Origin of the sequence: Bradyrhizobium erythrophlei (assembly GCF_042430365.1) — a bacterium.
Classification (GTDB): domain Bacteria; phylum Pseudomonadota; class Alphaproteobacteria; order Rhizobiales; family Xanthobacteraceae; genus Bradyrhizobium; species Bradyrhizobium erythrophlei.
Window position 1 is genome coordinate 1 of sequence record NZ_JBHMET010000130.1, and the last position, 18085, is coordinate 18085.

The 18085-nt window shown below is 65.6% G+C and carries 17 protein-coding genes and 1 pseudogene; 3 read left to right on the top strand and 15 right to left on the bottom strand.

Features of this window, described 5'->3' with window-relative positions; translation table 11 throughout:
• Nucleotides 1-141: 141 nt before the first annotated feature.
• On the bottom strand, nt 142-1806 hold the full coding sequence (locus tag ACFFWD_RS19860) for a thiamine pyrophosphate-binding protein (protein ID WP_376968182.1): 1665 nt from the start codon (nt 1804-1806) through the stop codon (nt 142-144).
• 184 nt (nt 1807-1990) lie between these two features.
• On the opposite strand from ACFFWD_RS19860, the gene ACFFWD_RS19865 reads away from it, so the two are divergent.
• On the top strand, nt 1991-2380 hold the full coding sequence (locus ACFFWD_RS19865) for a TfoX/Sxy family protein (protein WP_376968183.1): 390 nt from the start codon (nt 1991-1993) through the stop codon (nt 2378-2380).
• On the opposite strand, the gene ACFFWD_RS19870 is transcribed toward ACFFWD_RS19865, so the two are convergent.
• Both ACFFWD_RS19870 and ACFFWD_RS19875 read right to left on the bottom strand, forming a co-directional pair.
• Nucleotides 2377-2898 (bottom strand): GFA family protein, encoded by a 522-nt coding sequence (locus ACFFWD_RS19870; RefSeq protein ID WP_376968184.1) that lies wholly within the window; start codon nt 2896-2898, stop codon nt 2377-2379. The genes ACFFWD_RS19865 and ACFFWD_RS19870 overlap by 4 nt on opposite strands.
• 257 nt (nt 2899-3155) lie before the next feature.
• Nucleotides 3156-4277 carry an alkene reductase gene (locus ACFFWD_RS19875; RefSeq protein WP_376968185.1) on the bottom strand — a complete coding sequence of 374 codons (1122 nt, stop codon included), beginning with the start codon at nt 4275-4277 and terminating at the stop codon, nt 3156-3158.
• 98 nt (nt 4278-4375) lie between these two features.
• Here ACFFWD_RS19875 and ACFFWD_RS19880 point away from each other — a divergent pair, with 98 nt between their 5' ends.
• A complete protein-coding gene (locus ACFFWD_RS19880) occupies nt 4376-4759 on the top strand; it encodes a winged helix-turn-helix domain-containing protein (protein ID WP_376968186.1) in 384 nt (127 codons plus the stop codon).
• Nucleotides 4760-4936: 177 nt separating this feature from the next.
• Here ACFFWD_RS19880 and ACFFWD_RS19885 read toward each other — a convergent pair whose 3' ends face one another.
• The 9 genes from ACFFWD_RS19885 to ACFFWD_RS19925 form a co-directional block, all read right to left on the bottom strand.
• Nucleotides 4937-6433 (bottom strand): aldehyde dehydrogenase family protein, encoded by a 1497-nt coding sequence (locus tag ACFFWD_RS19885; RefSeq protein WP_376968187.1) that lies wholly within the window; start codon nt 6431-6433, stop codon nt 4937-4939.
• A 275-nt stretch (nt 6434-6708) separates the two neighbouring features.
• Complete coding sequence (locus tag ACFFWD_RS19890; protein ID WP_376968188.1) at nt 6709-6915, bottom strand: hypothetical protein; 207 nt, start codon at nt 6913-6915, stop codon at nt 6709-6711.
• A 103-nt stretch (nt 6916-7018) separates the two neighbouring features.
• On the bottom strand, nt 7019-8014 hold the full coding sequence (locus ACFFWD_RS19895) for a nitroreductase family protein (protein ID WP_376968189.1): 996 nt from the start codon (nt 8012-8014) through the stop codon (nt 7019-7021).
• Nucleotides 8011-9132: a GNAT family N-acetyltransferase gene (locus tag ACFFWD_RS19900; RefSeq protein ID WP_376968190.1), complete on the bottom strand. Its 1122-nt coding sequence runs from the start codon at nt 9130-9132 to the stop codon at nt 8011-8013. The genes ACFFWD_RS19895 and ACFFWD_RS19900 overlap by 4 nt, the downstream gene beginning before the upstream one ends.
• Nucleotides 9129-10328, bottom strand: coding sequence for a hypothetical protein (locus ACFFWD_RS19905; RefSeq protein WP_376968191.1), 1200 nt, complete (start codon nt 10326-10328; stop codon nt 9129-9131). Before ACFFWD_RS19905 ends, ACFFWD_RS19900 begins: the two co-directional genes overlap by 4 nt.
• Entirely contained in the window at nt 10325-11200 is an 876-nt protein-coding gene (locus tag ACFFWD_RS19910; protein ID WP_376968192.1) for a HesA/MoeB/ThiF family protein, read from the bottom strand. Before ACFFWD_RS19910 ends, ACFFWD_RS19905 begins: the two co-directional genes overlap by 4 nt.
• Nucleotides 11197-12252 carry a GNAT family N-acetyltransferase gene (locus ACFFWD_RS19915; protein ID WP_376968193.1) on the bottom strand — a complete coding sequence of 352 codons (1056 nt, stop codon included), beginning with the start codon at nt 12250-12252 and terminating at the stop codon, nt 11197-11199. Before ACFFWD_RS19915 ends, ACFFWD_RS19910 begins: the two co-directional genes overlap by 4 nt.
• Nucleotides 12253-12588: 336 nt before the next feature.
• Nucleotides 12589-12864: a YiaA/YiaB family inner membrane protein gene (locus tag ACFFWD_RS19920; protein WP_376968194.1), complete on the bottom strand. Its 276-nt coding sequence runs from the start codon at nt 12862-12864 to the stop codon at nt 12589-12591.
• Between the two features lie 50 nt (nt 12865-12914).
• A complete protein-coding gene (locus ACFFWD_RS19925; RefSeq protein WP_376968195.1) occupies nt 12915-13610 on the bottom strand; it encodes a PspA/IM30 family protein in 696 nt (231 codons plus the stop codon).
• Nucleotides 13611-13722: 112 nt separating this feature from the next.
• On the opposite strand from ACFFWD_RS19925, the gene ACFFWD_RS19930 reads away from it, so the two are divergent.
• Complete coding sequence (locus tag ACFFWD_RS19930) at nt 13723-14331, top strand: TetR/AcrR family transcriptional regulator (RefSeq protein ID WP_376968196.1); 609 nt, start codon at nt 13723-13725, stop codon at nt 14329-14331.
• Nucleotides 14332-14370: 39 nt separating this feature from the next.
• Here the strand turns inward: ACFFWD_RS19930 and ACFFWD_RS19935 are convergent, their stop codons facing one another.
• From ACFFWD_RS19935 to ACFFWD_RS19945, 3 genes and pseudogenes are all read right to left on the bottom strand, one after another.
• Complete coding sequence (locus ACFFWD_RS19935) at nt 14371-15459, bottom strand: TRAP transporter substrate-binding protein (protein ID WP_376968197.1); 1089 nt, start codon at nt 15457-15459, stop codon at nt 14371-14373.
• Nucleotides 15460-15674: 215 nt separating this feature from the next.
• Complete coding sequence (locus ACFFWD_RS19940; RefSeq protein ID WP_376968198.1) at nt 15675-16823, bottom strand: ABC transporter substrate-binding protein; 1149 nt, start codon at nt 16821-16823, stop codon at nt 15675-15677.
• A 109-nt stretch (nt 16824-16932) separates the two neighbouring features.
• A pseudogene (locus ACFFWD_RS19945) lies at nt 16933-18030 on the bottom strand (FAD-binding oxidoreductase); the annotation flags it as partial.
• Nucleotides 18031-18085 lie beyond the last annotated feature (55 nt).

Consider the following 18085-nt stretch of genomic DNA (forward strand, 5'->3'; position numbering starts at 1 on the left):
CGCGAGCCTTGCGGCGCACTTGCGCCGCTGGGCGAGCCTCGAAGGATGCACGGCCCCAGTCGTGGCCGTCGCCCTTCGAGACGCGCGCGATGCGCGCTCCTCACAGGGTGACGGTGAGAGAGCAAGCGCGCGGCAACCCGTTCAATTCACCGCATTGCTCACCACCACCTCGACCAGCTTCGTGCCGGGCCGGCTGAATGCGGACCTCAGCACGCCCTTCAGCTCCTGCGGATCGGTGACCTTGACCGCCTCGAGCCCGAGCGAGCGCGCGACGCCGGTGAAATCGACAGGCGGATCGATGAAATCCATGCCGACGTAATTGTCGTCGCCGTGGAAGGCGAGCAGGCGCTGCTTGATGATGCGGTAGCCGCCATTGTTGACGATGACGAAGGTCAGCGGCAGCTTGTGGTTGGCCGCGGTCCACAGCGACTGGATCGAGTACATCGAAGAGCCGTCGCCGGAATAGCAGACCACCGGCCGCGTCGGATTGGCGAGGCTGGCACCGACCGCGGCCGGCAGACCCCAGCCGATGCCACCGGAGGCGAGCGCATGGTAGCCGTAGCGGTCGCGATGCGGCCGCAATGCGATGATCTGCCGTGACGAGGTCAGGCCCTCATCGACCAGGATCGCATTGTCGGGCATCGCTTCCACCACCTGCAGCGCCAGCCAGTCCGGATCGATCGGCGAGGTGTGGCTCGCCTTCGAGATCTGCTCGACCAGCGCCTTGCGCTTGGCCGCCCAGTTCTTCGCGGACAACGCCGCGAGCCCGCGCTTAGCGCGCGTCTCGAGCGCGCCGCCTCCGGCCTCCTTCAGCGCCGGCACCAGCGCGCGCAGCGTCTCCTTGACGTCGGCCTTCACCGCGATCTCGGCGCCGTAGTTCCTGGCAAGGTCGTTGTCGATGAGACCGACCTGCACGATGCCGAGCCCACCGGGCAGCGGATCGACCTCGCTATAGACAGACATCCGCAACGGATCGCCGCCCAGCGCGATCAGGAGATCGTAAGGCGCCAGCACATCGCGGGCGATTTTCTGGATGCGCGCGATCGCGCCCATGAAGCACGGGCTCTCCGAGAGGAAATGCGCGCCATAGGGCGTCGGCGACTGATAGGCCGGGCACCCCAGCGTTTCCGCGAGGTCGGCCGCCTCGCGCAGCGCGTCGCTCTTGACGATCTCGTCGCCGACGATGATCACCGGACGCTCCGCCTTCAGGATGCGCGTGGCGAGCGCCTTCAGCGTTTCCTCCGACGGTGCCACGCGCGTATCGACGCGGGTCGCGCGGCCGAGCTCGATGCCGGCCTCGGCATTGAGGATGTCGCCAGGCAGCGAGATGAAGACAGGCCCGGTCGGCGGCGTGGTCGCGATCTTGGCGGCGCGGCGCACGATCCGCGGCAGATCCTCCAGCCGCGTGACCTCGACCGCCCATTTCACCAGCGGCGTTGCCATCTGCACCAGCGGGCCATAGAGCACCGGCTCGGTCAGGCCGTGGCCCTGCTCCTGCTGGCCGGCGGTGAGGATCAGCGGCGTGCCGGTGAAGCTCGCGTTATACAGCGACCCCATCGCATTGCCGAGACCCGGCGCGACATGGACGTTGCAGGCGACGAGCTTTCCCGAAGCGCGGCTGAAGCCGTCGGCCATCGCGACGACCAGGCTCTCCTGCATCGCCATCACATAGGTGAGATCGGGGTGATCCTTCAGCGCGTGCATGATAGGCAATTCGGTGGTGCCGGGATTGCCAAACAGATGCGTGACGCCCTCGTCCTTCAACAGCGCCAGGAATGCCGAGCGGCCGGTAATGCGGTTCTTCATGTCTCCTCCAGGCCCGAAGGTTCGTTGGCCTCCGGGACACGTCATCATGACCAAACTTGCGTCGCGGACAATTGCGCCCGCGCTCATGGCTGCCCTGCAGCTTGCTTCCCCAGCACCGCTCCCATAATGTCAGCGCTGGCTGGAAGTAGCGGAAATCCCCCACCGACCGTCGCAGACAACGCCGATGCCCTATGACGAGAAGCTCGCCGCGCGGATTCGTGCGCTGCTGTCGGACGTAAAGGATGTGTCCGAGCGGAAGATGATGGGCGGCGTTTGCTTCATGGTGCAGGACCGCATGTGCTGCACCGCCAGCGGCAAGGGAGGAATGCTGGTGCGCGTCGGCCCGGACGCGCACCGTCTGGCATCGAGCGAGCCGCACGCTGCGCCGATGCAGATGGGCGCGCGAACCATGAAGGACTTCGTACGCGTCAGCGCCGAGGGCTATCGGACCGACGCTGCGCTGAAGAGGTGGATCAAGCGCGGCCTCGATTTCGTGGCGGCGATGCCGTCGAAGTCGACTTCACGGAAAAAGGCGTCAGCCAAGGTAGCGCCGAAGCGAACAAAACCGCGCTAGAACATCCCTTCCCGATCACTGCGCTTCTTCTTTTTCGAGCGCTGCCAGACCACACCGGGGTAACCTTTCAGCGGCACCAGCGGCTCGCCGGTATAGGCCCATTCCTGTAATTCCTCGATCGCGATGTGATAGAGCGGCTGGCGGCCGGTGCGGCCCGAAAACAGCGCGCGAGGGATATTGACCATGTGCGGCGAGCGCGCACGTTCGTAAGTGATCGGCGTGCCGCAATTGGCGCAGAAGCTGCGCGCGGTCTTGGTCGCGGCGTCCTCGTAGCGTGAGAGTTCGTCTTTGCCCGCCGTGACGCGAAAACGCTTGCGCCAGCTTCCGACATAGGTGGCGTAGGCCGCGCCATGCGCGCGGCGGCTCGCCGGCGTATGATCGTGCCAGGCCCAGCGCGCCGGCACGTCGATCTCGAAGCGCACCTTGCCGCAAAGGCATTGGCCGGCGGCGGGCTTTGCCAGCGCCACGGGTTTTGGCTTCTTCTTCGTCTCCGCCTCGAATTCGTCGTCCGGAAACATTGGGATCTCCCGTTGGCTCATTTGCCGTCATTGCGAGGAGCTCGCGACAAAATTGCAAAGCAATTTTGCGCTGGAGCGACGAAGCAATCCATCGCTCCTCATGCGCGGATGTATGGATTGCTTCGCTTCGCTCGCAATGACGTTGATGGCGCCATTGTAGCCCGGATGCAGCGAAGCGAAATTCGGGGAGCAACACGGCGCGAGCCCCGGATTACGCTGCGCTTCATCCGGGCTACGAAGACGATGCGCGTCTACCCCTACGCCATCTCGTCGTGCTCCGGATAATCCGTGTAGCCCACTTCCTCGCCGCCGTAGAATGTCTTGCGATTGTAGGGCGTGAGCGGGTAGCCGCGATGCAGGCGGCGCGGCAGGTCCGGGTTGGAGATGAAGATACGCCCGAAGGCGATCGCATCGGCATGGCCTTCGGCGATGGCGCTTTCCGCGGTCTCGCCGGTGAAGCCGCCGGCCGCGATCAACACCCCGCTCCACAGCGGCCGGTACAGCACCATCGCCGACGGCACGTCCTGCCAATTGACCTCGGCGCGCCCGGCGCCGCTCGAACGCGGCTCGATGAAATGCAGGTAGGCGAGCCCGAGCTGGTCGAGCGCCTTGACGGCGTGGCTGTAGAGCGGCATCGGGTCCGCCTCGCCACTGCCATTGGCAATGCCGTAAGGCGACAGCCGCACGCCGACGCGGTTGGCGCCCCAGACATCGATCGCGGCCTGCGTCACCTCGAGCAGGAAGCGTACGCGGTTCTCGATCGACCCGCCATACTGGTCGGTGCGGAGATTGCTGCGGGATTGCAGGAACTGCTCGACCAGGTAGCCGTTGGCGCCATGGATCTCGACGCCGTCGAAACCGGCGGCGAGCGCGTTCTTCGCGGCCTGGCGGTAGGCCTCGATCATCAGCGGGATTTCGCTGGTCTCGAGCGCGCGCGGCGTTTCATAGTCGACCACCTTGCCGTCCGCCGTCATCGCCTTGAACTCGGACGGGATCGGAACCGCCGAGGGCGCGACCGGCAGCGCGCCGCCGGGCTGGAACGAGGAATGCGAGACCCGTCCGACATGCCAGAGCTGCAGGAAGATGATCCCGCCCTTCCTATGCACGGCGTCGACGACCTCGCGCCAGCCCGCGACCTGCGCCTCGGTGTAGATGCCGGGAACGGCGGGATTGCCGAAGCCAGTCGCGACCACCGGCGAGGCTTCCGCGATGATCAATCCGCCCGCCGTTGCGCGCTGCGCGTAATATTCCACGTTCAGCGGCCGCGGCACGAGGCTCGGCCGTGCCGCCCGCATCCGCGTCAGCGGCGCCATCGCAACGCGATGCCTGAGCTGATAGGGACCGATCTGGAGGGGAGAAAACAGCGACGGAAACTTCATGCCTGCCCCGAATAGTGTTGTGTGGCTTCGCGTTGTCTAACGGGTTCATCTTGTTCGCAAAAGCAGGTAGTGGCAATCTGCTTGCCGAGAGGTCTTCCATGCCGAAACCGAGCGCCGCATCGCGCCCCTCCTTGAGCGTCCGCATCGATCTCGATGCCGAGGACCGGATCGGGCCGGGCAAAATCCAGCTCCTGGAAAATATCCGCGAATGCGGCTCGATTTCCGCCGCCGGCCGGGCCATGGAGATGAGCTACAAGCGCGCCTGGGACCTGGTCGACGAGATCAACCGGATCTGCCGGCAGGCCGCAGTAGAACGGCAGACCGGCGGCAAGAACGGCGGCGGCGCGGTGCTGACGCCATTCGGCCTGTCGCTGGTGGCGCGCTACCGGAAAATCGAACGCGACGCCGCAACCGCCGTGCGCAAGGAGCTCGACGCTCTGCGCAGCGATATCGGCAAGCCGAAGAGGGCGGCGGGGCGGTGATGACGGCGGCTTAGGACCGCCGCGACTCTCTTCACCTCTCCCGCTTGCGGGGGAGGTCGGATCGCATCGAATGATGCGATCCGAGTGGGGGCTCTCTCCACAGTATGACTCGTGGAGAGAGCCCCCACCCCAGCCCTCCCCCGCAAGCGGGAGAGGGGCGCAGTCCCTTCGCGACAACTAGCCCGTCTTGATCCACACGGCCTTGACGTTGAGATACTCCTCGACGTGCTGCTTGCCGGACTCGCGGCCGTAGCCGCTCATCTTGTAGCCGCCGAACGGCACCGCCGGATCCATCGCCTGGTAGCAATTGACCCACACTGAACCGGCGCGCAGTGCTTTCGCGACCTGGTGCGCCTTGGAGACATTGGTGGTCCAGACGCCAGAGCCGAGGCCGAAGGTCGTGGCATTGGCGCGCTTGATCAGCTCGTCGGGGTCCTTGAAGGAGATCGCCGAGATCACCGGGCCGAAAATCTCCTCCTGCGCGATGCGCATGTTGTCCTGCACATTGGCGAACACCGTCGGCTGCACGAAGTAGCCCTTCGACAGCGCGCCCTCGGTGAGGCGGCTGCCGCCGGCAACGGCCCTCGCGCCTTCCTTCTGACCGATGTCGAGATAGTCAGACACGCGGTCCATCTGCTGCTGCGACACCAAGGGGCCGATCTGGGTGTTGGGATCGAGACCGTTGCCGACCTGCAGCTTCTTGCCGAACTCGGCGACGCGGCCAACGAACTCGTCATAGATCGCCTGCTCCACGAACAGCCGCGTGCCCGCGCTGCAGATCTGCCCGGAATTGGCGAACACCGCCATCGCCGCACCCGGCACCGCCGCGTCGAGATCGGCATCCGCGAACACGATGTCAGGCGACTTGCCGCCGAGCTCGAGCGAGACGCGCTTGAGGTTGCCGGCCGAGGCGCGGATGATCGCCTGGCCCGTGATATGCGAGCCGGTGAAGGCGACCTTGTCGACGTCGGGATGCGAGGAAAGGGCGGCGCCCGCGGTCTCGCCATAGCCGGGCACGACATTGACGACGCCGGGCGGTATGCCGGCCTCCAGGCAGAGCTCGGCGATCCGCAGCGAGGTCAGCGGCGATTCCTCGGCCGGCTTCAACACCACGGTGCAGCCGGTCGCGATCGCCGGACCGATCTTCCAGATTGTCGCGGTGAACGGGCCGTTCCACGGGATGATCGCGCCGACGACGCCGACCGGCTCCTTCAGCGTGTAGGAGAAGATCTCGCCGGGCAGCGAGTTCTCAATGGTCTCGCCGTGAATCGCGGTGGCCTGCCCGGCGTAGTAGCGGAGCATGCCGAGCACGCGCAGTTTGTAGGACCGCGTGCGGCTGATCGGCGCGCCCATATCGAGCGTGTCGAGTTGCGACAATTCGTCAAAATTCTTCTCGACGAGATCGGCGAGCTTCAGGAGCAGGTTCTGCCGCTCGAACGGCCTGACCTTGCTCCAGGGCCCCTCGAAGGCGCGGCGCGCGGCGGCGACCGCGCGGTCGATGTCCTCCTTGTCGCCCTCGGCAACGGTCGCGAGCAGTTCGCCGGTCGCAGGATTGTGAGTTTCGAATCTCTTGCCGGAGGCGGCATCGACCCATTTGCCGTCGATCAGCATCTTCTTGTAGGAACCATCGGCGTAAGGATGGCGCGTGATCGGAATCGCCTGCGAAACAGCCATGTTTGCACTCCCTGAATGTCAGCTGGGGTCTTTTGGAAGCGTTATATCGAGGATTCTACAGCGCAGGCGCGAAACCGTAAAGCCGAGCCGGCGTTGAACGGGGTGGCCTTAAGTGAAGACCTCCCATGCGCCCGCGTGCGTGCTGCGCATTTATGCTAGGACAAACTGCACTCTGGTCGGGTCGGTGGCCGCTATCGCGCTGGCATCCGGACTATGCGGATGCTTCGCGGCGTTCGTGAAGGGGACGTAGGCCCACGATGTCGTAGAGTGGATCGTTACAACGTTTCCTGCTTGTGGCCGCACTCCTTGCAGGCAAATTTGACGCGGGATTGGCCCTTCTCGGCCTGTACCCGGTTCGGCGCGCCGCATTTGCCGCAGACGGCATCTATCCGGGTCGTGCCCTGCTTGATGACGAGGTTCCGCTTTTCCATGGTCTCGCGGATCAGGCGCTCGGCCTCCTCGCGCATCGACTGCTTCGACATAGGTCCACACCGATCGTTGTTTTCGGGCGCGTCTTAGCATGATCGCGTGACGCTTCAACAGCGGATATCGAGCTGGAGCCACGGCGATTTCATGTGGAGAACGCTAGACAATCAACCGGTCGACCGGCAGCCGGAAATGCCGCGGCGCGCACGCCTTCGACGGACGGCCGACCCGGAACACGTTGACGAGGCGCAAGCCGTCACCGACCTTGCCGAGCTGTCGAAGCTTCGCGTTGAAGCCCGGATGATCTGCCAGCGCCGAGATCGGACAGGCCGATAGCCCGGCGCGATCGATCTCGAGCCAGACGCGATAGAAATGCTGCCCGATCGTGAGCGGATCCTCAGCGAACGGTCGGCAGAACAGCACGATCGCGGCGGCCGAGGACGTCTTGGCGCGATCGGACAATAGCGCCGCCGCAAGGCCGAACCGATCGAGCGTGGGGAACAGGCCGCCGAGCACGACACGCGCGGCGGTGGCCTCGAACGCATTCATGGCGAGCGCGTCGCGGTTGAGACCGTTCTGGAGATAGAGCGGGTGGCGCGGCGATAGCCGCATCCAGTCCATCAGCTCGCGCCGGTAATCGTCGCCGCGGACAAAGGAGAATTCGGCATGGTCGGCCCAGGTCGCGATCTCGGAGATCGCCTGCCGGTCACGGATGCAGACGATCCCGTCGCGCATCGCCGCAAACCGGGCCAACGCGGGCTCATCGTCAAGTGACGGCGCGAAGGTTCCGCGCCACGACATCCGCCGTGGAACACTGGCAAGAAGCGGATCGGCCGCAGCGCCCTCACCGATCGTCAAGGTGCAGAGCGCGGTGAGTTGCGGCGAGAGCGGCTCGGCGGCCATCGCCAGGCTGATGATCGCGAGACCCCTGCGATTGAGCGCGAGACTCATGCCCTCCAGCGCCGCGCCATGCGATACGCGGACGTCATGGCCGGTCGGGTCCGCGACCGGCGCGCGCACCGCCGTGTCGTCGACCAGCGCCAGCCGGTTGTTCGCAAGCAGCCGCCACCGCGTCGGCTGGATGTTGTGGACACTCGGCGCCAGCCGCGCCTCCGCGACCAGCTCGCGCAGCAGCTCTGGTGTGATCGGGCTCATGCTCCGGGCAACCGCTTGGTGAAGAGGTGCAGCCGGTGCAGCGGCTTGGCGCCGACCTTCGCGGCCTGCCGCAGCGAGGGGCCGTTGATATCGGCGATCCAGGTGCCGCCGAGCGTGCGGTAACCGGCGGCCTGTAGCGCCAGCGCGGTGCGGTAAAGCATCGCGCCGTTGAGGCCGCGATTGTGCAGGTCGCGGCAGACCGATTGATAGATCACGACCGCACGGGTGTTGTTGGCGCGATGCCGCAGGAATTTGAACGGTGCGGAGAGGCCGATCCGGCCGCCGATCGCCTTGACCAATGGATTGAGGTCGGGGATCGCGATGATCGCGCCCGCGGGCCGGCCGCGGTGATAGACCACGGTCGAAATCCGCTTGTCGATGATCCACATCATGTCGCCGGCCTGGAACAGATATTCGGCCGCGGTCGGCGGCACGAACATCGGATTGTCGGCAAAGCCGTCGTTGAGGATAATGCGGGCGTCTTCCAGACGCGCCTTGAAGGCCGAGCGCTTGATCGGCTGCCAGACGAAATCGGGATCTTTGAGCACGGCGCGCTGCTTGTCGCCAAGCAGCTGCTCGGGTTTACCACCGTCGAGCGCGATCTCGAACGTCGTCATCGGGAACGTCGCCATGTAGCCGGCGCGTTCGAGATGGCGCGCGACGTGCGGCGGGCTCCACATCATGTCGGTGAACGGCGCGTGGTCGAAACCCTCGGTGACCACCCCGATCTGCTGCATCGCCGTGAGATTGAAATTGCCGGAGACGCGCGACATGCCGCGTGCGGCCAGCCAGTGTTCCGCCGTCCGCAGCAGCAGGTCGGCGACCTCTGCATCGTCGACGCAGTCGAAGAAGCCGAATGCGCCATGGCGCGTGCCATGCTTGCGGTTGGATTCATCGTGGATCGAGGCCGCGATCCGGCCGACCGGCCGGCCATCGCGATGCGCCGAGAGCAGTGCGTAGCGGCCGTGGCCTTCGGTGATGAAGGGATTTTTGGCGGGGTCGAACATCCGCTCGAAATCGCTCCACAGCGGCGGCACGTAGAGGCTGTCCGCGCCGTAGGCGTTCAGCGCGGCATCGAACGCGGCCTTGCGATCGCCCTCGCGGATCTCGAGCGTCATTTCGCCTCCGGGGTCAACGCCAGCAGCCGCCGCACAAGCGCGAGCGCGGTTTCCGTCGCCGGATCCGCCGCGGTGACCGGCACCGCCAGTACGATCATGTCAAGCGGATCGTGCGCCAGCACGATGACATGGGTGGCGTTGTTCGCAGTCATCAGCGAGACCATGCGTTCGGCGGCGGGGTCGATGGGCGCCAGCCCCCATGGCGCCTCGGAGCGGTGCAGCACCCGCCGGCTCGACGGGAAATCGCGCAAGCGCGGCGGATCGTAAGGCGCGAGTTCGCCTTCGCGAAACCGCCGCGCGCTTTCGAAGATCGGGTGGCGTGCGAGCTCGGCGATCAACTGATCCCGCGTCTGCGCAGGCGAGGCCGCGACCGAATTCAGCACACCCGGCTCCTGCGATTCGAACAGTGCGCGCAGCGTATCCGTCATCAGGCCGATGGTGAGCACGCCGGCGACCGCGACCGCGACGAAGCGGACGATTTGCGCCAGATCGACATCCGGCGCCATGAAGGCGGCGGCGAAGCCGAGCAGGCCGGAACTGATCAAGCGCAACGCCATCAGCGACAGCCCATGCCGGCGCGTCTCGGCGCCGCCGCCGGCGATCAGCATCACGGTCACCGTCAGCAGCGCGCCAAGCGCACCGAGCCGGACCGGAATATGCGGAAACAGCGTGCGGAAGTCGGTCAGGATGAACGGGATCACCACCAGCGCACCGACCGCGAGCCGCCCGATGCTGCGATTCTCCGAGGCCATCAGCGCGGAGCGATCGCGCGACGCGAGCAGAAAGGCGCAGGTGGCAAAGCCTGCGAGCTGGAACAGCGCCAGGGTGATCGCGTACGGCATCACGAAGCGTTCCAGCCCGAGCAGGCCGCCGACGCCGAGCAGGATGCCGCCACCGAGCGCCGCGATCTTCACCGCGCGCGGCGCGTGGCGCCGTAAAATGCCTTCGGTCACGATCAACGCGCCGAGCGGGATCAGCGCCGCCGGGATCACCGAGAGGCGATCGAGGATCACGCTTCCGGTCCACCAGGCCAGGCCGCGGTCCAGGAACAGGATGGCGATCACGCCAAGCCCCATCAACAGGCGCCAGGTCAGCGGACTTTTGGGGTCGCGCCGGTAGAACGTCATCATCGCGACCGCGAGCCCAATCGCGCCGCAGAGATTGACGATGGAATCGGCGATCACCCCCGAGGTCATTTGCCACCGGTCAGTTGGTCGATGGCACGGCGCACCAGCGGGCGCATGATGGCGGCGACGAGCGCGTTGCGCGGCTTCTCGATCGCCGGACGGTGCGGATTGAGGAACCACCCGCGGCAATCGGTGCCGGAGGTGCGCCCCAGGATCAGCGCGATCGCTTCATAGGCCATCAGCATGCCGGTCGAGATCACCATCGGCGCGAACGACATCCGGCTACGGCGGCCGGCCGCGACCTCGCCGGCGATGGCGAGATCGACATAGTTGCGCGAGGAGGAATGCAGCATCACGTGCTCGATCTCGGCGCGCATCGCGGCGCGGCGGTCCTCCTCGGTGATATCGAGCCAATCCTTGGCGAGCGTCGGAAAGCCCAGCCGCTCCTCGGGTCTGGGATCGTCCGGCCGCACCACGATCACCGACGGCAGCGGCGACATGTAGGCGTCGATCACCGTCGCATCGGCCGCCTTCGCGGTCCGATAGAGGTGAACGCCGGCGGCGATGTCGTCCATGCCGTTGACGATGACGGGACAGCGCCCCGCGATACCAGCCAATTCGCTGGTCCAGTTCTCGCCGAGCACCTCGATCTCGATGGTCGGGTTGATGCGCTTGGCGGCTTCCGCGGCCACCTCCGCCTTTTCGCGCCCGACCTCGTCGGCAAAGGCGAACACCTGGCGGTTGAGGTTGGAGACCTCGAACCGGTCGATGTCGGCGATCACGAATTTGCCGACGCCGGCGCGTGCCAGCGCCATGAAGGCTGCACCGCCCATGCCGCCGACGCCGCAGACGAACACCCGCGCCTGGCGCAGCAATTGCTGCTCGCGCTCGTCGACGAAGCCGATATTGCGGCCGGTGAAGGAGTAATAGTCGAAGCTCACCGCACGCCCTCCGCGTCGGGCTTGCGCGGACGCAAGGTGCCGAAGGCGCGCGTGTCGTCCATCCAGTAGACCACCGGCAGCACCAGCCGCTGCAGCGCCAGCAGCGCTGAAGCCGCGAGCAGCGCCGGCAGCGAGCCATGCGGCACTTCGCTCAGGAGATAGCGGCGAGCGCCGGCGAGATCGATGCGGCCGAGTTGCAGCACGTCGTCACCCCTGTTGTAGTCCAGCTCGCGCTCGCAGAAATCATTGTAGATCGCGTTGCGGTGTTTCGGCGCGATGTCGAAGGTCTTCTTCAGCGCGTCGGAGCCGCCGGTATAGGCATTGGTGATGACGAAACGTTCCTCATCGAACCCGGCCTCCTCGCCGACCCCGAACACCGCGCGGTGACGGCTCATGATGCCGCGCGCGAGCTGCAGATGGGCAAAGCTCTGCCGTGCGCCCGGCAGCGGCGACGGGTACACATCGGAGAAGGTGTCGCTGACCATGCCGACCACCGACGGCACCTGGGTGACGTTGGAAATCCATTTCGGCCGCAGACCGTCGCGGGCAAACAGCACGAGCGCGGTCAGGCCGTAGAGCACCCAGGACAGCCCCTGCCCGCGGACATCGGGGTCGACCATCACGAGGCCGAGATGGGTAACCTTGGTCGGCTCGCCGTCGAGCACGACATCCATCACCGAGAGCGCATTGAAGGCGATCGGCCGCCCGCTCTCCTCCTCGCAGATCAGGGTGACGATGGCGCGCGACAGCCGCTCGGCTTCACCGGAGAAGATGCCGTAGGTCAGACTCTCCTGCGGCAGCGTCTTGGCGGCGACGATGCGCAGTTGCGACACCAGCACGTCAAGCTCGCCCTGCGGCAAGGCAAGGCCGGGCGATTCGATGATGCGGGTGCGCAGGCCGGCATGGGTGCGCAGGGTCAGATCGATGGTCGGCTGCGACAATGCCTTCAGCCAGAACCCGGCATGGCCGCGCAGACGGGCTGCGGCCGCATTGATTTTCGCAAGGCCTCTGCCCGCGCGCGATGCCGATTCGCCGTTGTCCGAGGACGCCATATTCCATGCCCGTGATTGGGGGCGATTTGTGCACCGGGAGCCTTAAGGAGCGGTCATCGTACCCTGACGCCGTTTGTCGCAGGGTAAACGATCTCTTCAGGGATTGGGATAAGTTGGCGCCGCTGCCTCATAACCAGCATCGTCATGGCCGGGCCTGTCCCGGCCATCCACGTCTTTCTTGCGCGATGGGAGCAAAGACGTGGATGCCCGGCACAAGGCCAGGCATGACGGCGGTTCGAGACGGCGCCTCCTCACCATGAGGACTAACGACGCAGTTGCTGCCGACGCCCGAAAACGGCGGATGCAAGACACCCGCCGCTTGTCGTTGGTTCACCTTCAGGCCGCCTTCGAGACTTCCATCAACAGGCGCTCGGCCTTGGCGTCCTCGATCCGGTTCACGAGCTTGCCGCTCTCGTGGTTGTCGCGGACGGTCTTGGTCAGCGTGATGCAAGTCTGGACCAGCATCACGATGCCCATCGTGAGATAGCCCTTCATCCAGATATCGATCGGCAGGAAGAACACGCCGACGGCGACGAGGAAGGCGGAGGCCGCGAAGGACGCGTAGGTGAAGGTGACCCAGGCGCTGCTATGGGGTTGGATTGTCTGGTTCATGGTACTCTCCTTGATGATACGCTTTGTGATGAGGTTTCAGGCTTTAAGGTTCAGGCAGCGGGCGGGCGCCTGGCTTTCAGTCGCGCCAGCACATCGTCGGCGGTCGATTTCATCCGTGGGCCGAAGCCCTGCTCTGCGAGCTTCTCGGCGGTCGCGAGCGGACCGCTCGCCGCGTCGATCTCGAACAGGGCCTCATCGGCGGCATGGGCCTCCAACTGCCGCTCGCGCAGCCGCTTCAGCGTCGCCTCGGCTTCGGGCAGCGTCGACTCGTAGGGCCGCGCCGCTTCGATGCCGCTCCGGCGCAGCGAGCGCACCGCTTCCGAGGCGCGCGCCAGCCGACGTCCGCGATCGAGCTCGGAGATCCGCGCTTCGGCGTTTGCCACGTGACGCTTCAGCCGCGTGATCTCCGAGGCGAACAGCGTGCGCGCGGTCATCGCGGCGTCGCGTTCGGCTTCCAGATTGGCAATCGCCTGCGCCGCCTCGCGGGCGAGGTCTTCCCGGCCGCCCTCAAGTGCTGCGGTGGCGCGGACCTCGAGATCGGCGATGCGGACATTGGTGGTCTCGAGCCGCCGGCCTTCCTGCTGGTCGCTGGCGATCGCGAGCGCCAGCGTCCGCTTGGAACGGTCCACCGCGGCTGCGGCATCGCGCATCTGCTGGTCGAGGATGACCAGGGCCGTGCGGTCTTGCAGTTCTTCCTCCGCTGCCGCAACGGTGCCGCGGAAAAGCGTGAAAACGGTTTTGAACATTTCGTCACTCCCTGTTATGAGCATCGCTCATGGGCAACTTGTAGCACGTCTTGAGCATTGCTCAAGACAAATATGAGCAATGCTCATTACTGTGGTTAACGGTGGGCAAATCATGTCCAAGGCTTTGGAAAGACGGGCCAAATTACGCGAAGCGCTGATCGAGGCCGCCGAACGCGCGATCGCCGCGAAGGGTCTTGGCGGCCTGAAAACGCGCGAATTGGCGCAGGAAATCGGCGTCGCCAATGGCGGCGTCTACAATCTGGTCGAGGATGTCGACGAGCTGATCCTGCGCGTCGGCTCGCGCACGTTGGCGCGGCTCGATGCTTCGCTGTCGCTCGCCGAGATAAGCGGTCCGGCGACGCCGCGCGAAATCCTGGTGCGGATCGCGGTGGCTTATTGCGACTTCGCCGCCGAAAATCTCGAGCTGTGGCGCGCACTGTTCGAGCACCGCATGCAGCCGGGCAAGCCGGTGCCGGAATGGGCGGTCACCGAGCAGATGGAATTGTTCCGCCACATCTACAAGCCGCTCGCGATGCTCTTCCCGCAGCGCTCCGCGACGCAGCTCGGCGTCACCGCGCGCAGCCTGTTCTCCGCCGTGCACGGCATGGTCGCGCTCGGCCTCGAGCAGAAGCTGATCGCCGTTCCCCTCAACGCGCTGCGCGCCGAGATCGCGACGCTGACGCGCGCGATGATCGACGGGCTCACGGCGAAGAAGGAGTAGGCAGCGGCAGTCGTTTAGCGGGAAGAGATCGCGCGACGCTCAGCCCTTGCGCATTTTGCTGAGCAGGTAGCTGTCGTAATAGTTTTCCGCGATCTGCGTGTAGAACAGCAGCTCCTTCATGTAGGCGTCGTGGCTCTCCTTCGTCTTCTTGAAGAGCGGGCTCTTCTCGGCAATCTCGTTCAGATGATCCTGCGTCGCCTTGTAGCTGGCTTCCATGACCGGCTGCGGGAACGCGCGCAGCTCGGCTCCGCCCCCCACGAGGCGCTTGAGGGCGGCGGGATTCACGCTGTCGTATTTTTCAAGCATCCAGGCGCCTGCCGCTGCACCGGCCTGGTTGAGGATCGCCTGGTACTGCTTGGGAAGCGCATTCCATTTCTCGTCATTCACGACCATGTGCAGCATGGCCCCGCCTTCCCACCAGCCGGGGAAGTAGTAGTACTTCGCCACCTTGTAGAAACCGAGCTTCTCGTCGTCATAGGGACCGACGAACTCCGCGGCGTCGATCGATCCCTTCTCCAGCGCCGCATAGACCTCGCCGGCCGCGATCTGCTGCGGCACGACGCCGAGCCTTGCGAGCACATGGCCGCCCATGCCGGCGATGCGGAACTTGAGGCCGTTGAGATCGTCGACCGTCTTGATCTCCTTGCGAAACCAGCCGCCCATTTGCGTGCCGGAGTTGCCGCACAGGATCGCATGCGCCTTGAACGGCTTCAGCGCCTCGTTGCACAGATCGGCGCCGCCGCCGAACGCCCACCAGGATTCCTGGTGGCGATGGTTCATGCCGAACGGCGCGCCCGTCGCATAGGTCAGCGCCGGCTCCTTGCCGATGTAGAAGTAGAGCGGCGTCTGCGCGATCTCGACGGACGCGACGCTGACAGCATCAAGCGCCTGCAAGCCGGGCACGATCTCGCCCGCGGCAAAGGTCTGGATCTGAAACTTGTTGTCGGTGGCGTCAGCCACGTATTTCGCGAAGGTTTGCGCCGTGCCGAAAATGGTATCGAGCGATTTCGGAAAGCTCGACGTCAAACGCCACTTGATCTCGGGCATCGACTGCGCGATCGCGGGGGCCGCAACCAGCGTCGCGGCGCCGGCCACGGCGCTGCCTGTGAGGAACGTACGGCGTTTCATGAGGCTTCACTCCGTTGGATTGCAGATCGACTGACGCTGGGCAAGGCGCCTTCCGGGGCCCGTTGCCGCACATCATAACCAATCGCGGATTGGCTGGAAGCCGCGACTTGTGGCTTGACGCTGTTGCCCCCCGGCTCTGTGCGCCGGGTAGTGCTTCCGCGACTGGCCTCACTTTCCCCTGAGGCCGGCCGCGCCCATCCGAACGGGTGCCTGCGCTATCTCACCAGCCGAAATTTGCTGCCCTCCACCTTGATCAGGAAGGCGGAGCGCTCATCGTACCCGTTGTGGTCGGTCGAGCTCATCGTCGAGAGACCGTTGTTCAGGTAGACATCCTTGCCGCGCTCCAGCTCGTCGCGAAGCGCGGTGCGAAATTCCGGCGTGCCCGGCTTGGCGGCCTTCAACGCATTCGGCACCGCCCTTTTGAACAGGGCGATCGCGTCCCACAAATGCGCGGCGAAGATGTTCGGCTTCCCGCCGTTGACCTTCTCGTAGGACGCGACGAACTCCTCGCGCACCTGCCGGAACGGATCGTTCGCCGGGAGATCCTGCGCGATAGTGAAGGCTTCCCCGGTGAACACGGCGCCTTCGACGTTGGCGCCGCCGAGCTTGATGAATTCTTCCGATGCGACGCCGTGGGTCTGGAAGATCTTGCCGGAATAGCCCCGTTCGCGCAGCGCCTCCTGCGGCAGCACGGCGGGCGTGCCCGCGGACGCGATGAACACCGCTTCCGGGCTGGTCCCGATCACCTTGAGCGCCTGGCCGGTGACGCTGGTGTCGGCGCGCGCGTAGACCTCGTGGGTGGTGACGGTCAGGCCCAGCGTCGGGGCGAGCCGCGAGACCTCCTTGTAATAGCCTTCGCCATAGCCATCCGACACGCCGATATAGCCGAGGGTCTTGATCCCCGATTTCGCAATATGCTTGAGGATCGCCCCGGCCATCAGGTCGTCGTTGGGCACCACCTTGAACGCCCATCTCCGGCGATCGTCCATCGGCTGCACGATCGCGGTTGCCGCCGCCAGCGAGATGATCGGCGTTTTCGATTCCACGGCGACGTCGAGCATCGGCATGGTCACAGGGGTCAGCGAGGAGCCGATCAGGATGTCGACGCCGTCCTGGATCACCAGGCGCCGGGCGTTTTGCGTCCCCTTGGTCGGATCGGATTCATCATCGAGCGGCACGTAGACGATCTTCTCGCCGCCGATTTCCTTCGGCAGCGCCGCGATCGCCCGCATCTGGGGTTGGCCGAGGGCTGAGCCCGGTCCGGACGCCGACACCACGACCCCGACCTTGATGTCCGCCTTGGCGTTCGGGGCCACGAGCAGCGCGCTCGCGACGATCCCAAATCCGGCAAGCGCCAGCTTCATTGCAAGTCCTCCCAGCAGTTCTTTTTTTGTGCGGCCGAAACATAGCGGCTGCGGCCAGTTTGGCATAATTCCGCAGGATTCGTCTGTCCCTCTGATTGGGGACATCCAGCGGACGCGGCCCTGCCCCGTCATCCGGCGCAGGATGAAACGCGCGGATCGAGGAGCTCTCGTCGAGGATCTTCGTGACGCCGAACCGGCGTCACTGTGTCGCGCGCTCAGCCGCCCGGATCCGGTCGGCGGCATCAGCCCAGTCGCCGGTCGTCAGCGAGCTTGGCGACCAGCCGTCGGTCTGGAAGGCCCAGCGCAGCGGCAGCGCGCCGCACCTGCGCACCACCCGACGGGCACGCAAGCTCCAGAGACGTTCGGCGCCTTGGAACGCGGGGATCTCGGGCGAGTCCAGGATCACCTCTGCATCACCGGTCATCTGGAGCATGTCGCCGGTTTCAAAATCCACGAACGCCAGCCCGGCCTTGCCGTTCAGGAGGATGTTGCCGAGCGTGTTGAAGAAGAGATTGCCGGCGAAGTCGGGAATCGTCAGCGTGCCGTCGTCGCCGACGCGGACGAAGCCTGCCTTGCCGCCGCGATGCGAGACGTCGACCTCGCGACGGCCCCCGCGCTCGGCGTAGGATGCCACGAAGAACGTGTCGGCCGCCTTGATCGTATCGCGCGCGGCTTGATCAAGCCCTGAGCTCGCCTCGACCTCTCCCGTGAACGGTTCGTTGGGCTCGCGGACGAACTTGAAATTCCGCAGCTGGATGTACCGCGGACAATTTCCGAAGCTTTGATCGACGTTGAAGCCGAGCGCCTTACCGGCCGATGCGCGAACCATTCCGTTCACGCGGTTGCGGCGCCTTGTGTGCAGCTCGATCCCCAGCAGGCCGATCGCGTCGCCGTCTTGCATGCCCTCGCCGGCAGGATCGGCGGGGTCGGGTCGCGCGTCGATATCGAGGCTGCGCGGCGTCGGCGAGGAGATGAAGCCGGGTCGGCCGGCCACCAACGTGGCCCACGCGTCGCCCTTGCGATCCACGCTGCCCACGACGATGAAGGGAATCTGGGCGTAGAATTCGCGGTGCTGGTCGGGCATGAAGTCCCGCACCGCACGCTGGCCCACGGCCTCCATCCGTTCAGCGACGCCGACCTTCTCCTGCATCGCCTTTTCCCCGGCGTGCCAGGTCGCCAGTTTGTTCTTCGATCGCCTGTCGCTCATCTTGTCGCCTTCCCCTTTGGGGTTGGACGGGCGCATCCGAGGGCACGCCCGGTCG

Coding starts and splice junctions, on each gene's coding strand:
- ACFFWD_RS19860 (WP_376968182.1), bottom strand. CDS start 1,806: ATGAAGAACCGCATTACCGGCCGCTCGGCATTCCTGGCGCTGTTGAAG.
- ACFFWD_RS19865 (WP_376968183.1), top strand. CDS start 1,991: ATGCCCTATGACGAGAAGCTCGCCGCGCGGATTCGTGCGCTGCTGTCG.
- ACFFWD_RS19870 (WP_376968184.1), bottom strand. CDS start 2,898: ATGTTTCCGGACGACGAATTCGAGGCGGAGACGAAGAAGAAGCCAAAA.
- ACFFWD_RS19875 (WP_376968185.1), bottom strand. CDS start 4,277: ATGAAGTTTCCGTCGCTGTTTTCTCCCCTCCAGATCGGTCCCTATCAG.
- ACFFWD_RS19880 (WP_376968186.1), top strand. CDS start 4,376: ATGCCGAAACCGAGCGCCGCATCGCGCCCCTCCTTGAGCGTCCGCATC.
- ACFFWD_RS19885 (WP_376968187.1), bottom strand. CDS start 6,433: ATGGCTGTTTCGCAGGCGATTCCGATCACGCGCCATCCTTACGCCGAT.
- ACFFWD_RS19890 (WP_376968188.1), bottom strand. CDS start 6,915: ATGTCGAAGCAGTCGATGCGCGAGGAGGCCGAGCGCCTGATCCGCGAG.
- ACFFWD_RS19895 (WP_376968189.1), bottom strand. CDS start 8,014: ATGAGCCCGATCACACCAGAGCTGCTGCGCGAGCTGGTCGCGGAGGCG.
- ACFFWD_RS19900 (WP_376968190.1), bottom strand. CDS start 9,132: ATGACGCTCGAGATCCGCGAGGGCGATCGCAAGGCCGCGTTCGATGCC.
- ACFFWD_RS19905 (WP_376968191.1), bottom strand. CDS start 10,328: ATGACCTCGGGGGTGATCGCCGATTCCATCGTCAATCTCTGCGGCGCG.
- ACFFWD_RS19915 (WP_376968193.1), bottom strand. CDS start 12,252: ATGGCGTCCTCGGACAACGGCGAATCGGCATCGCGCGCGGGCAGAGGC.
- ACFFWD_RS19920 (WP_376968194.1), bottom strand. CDS start 12,864: ATGAACCAGACAATCCAACCCCATAGCAGCGCCTGGGTCACCTTCACC.
- ACFFWD_RS19925 (WP_376968195.1), bottom strand. CDS start 13,610: ATGTTCAAAACCGTTTTCACGCTTTTCCGCGGCACCGTTGCGGCAGCG.
- ACFFWD_RS19930 (WP_376968196.1), top strand. CDS start 13,723: ATGTCCAAGGCTTTGGAAAGACGGGCCAAATTACGCGAAGCGCTGATC.
- ACFFWD_RS19935 (WP_376968197.1), bottom strand. CDS start 15,459: ATGAAACGCCGTACGTTCCTCACAGGCAGCGCCGTGGCCGGCGCCGCG.
- ACFFWD_RS19940 (WP_376968198.1), bottom strand. CDS start 16,823: ATGAAGCTGGCGCTTGCCGGATTTGGGATCGTCGCGAGCGCGCTGCTC.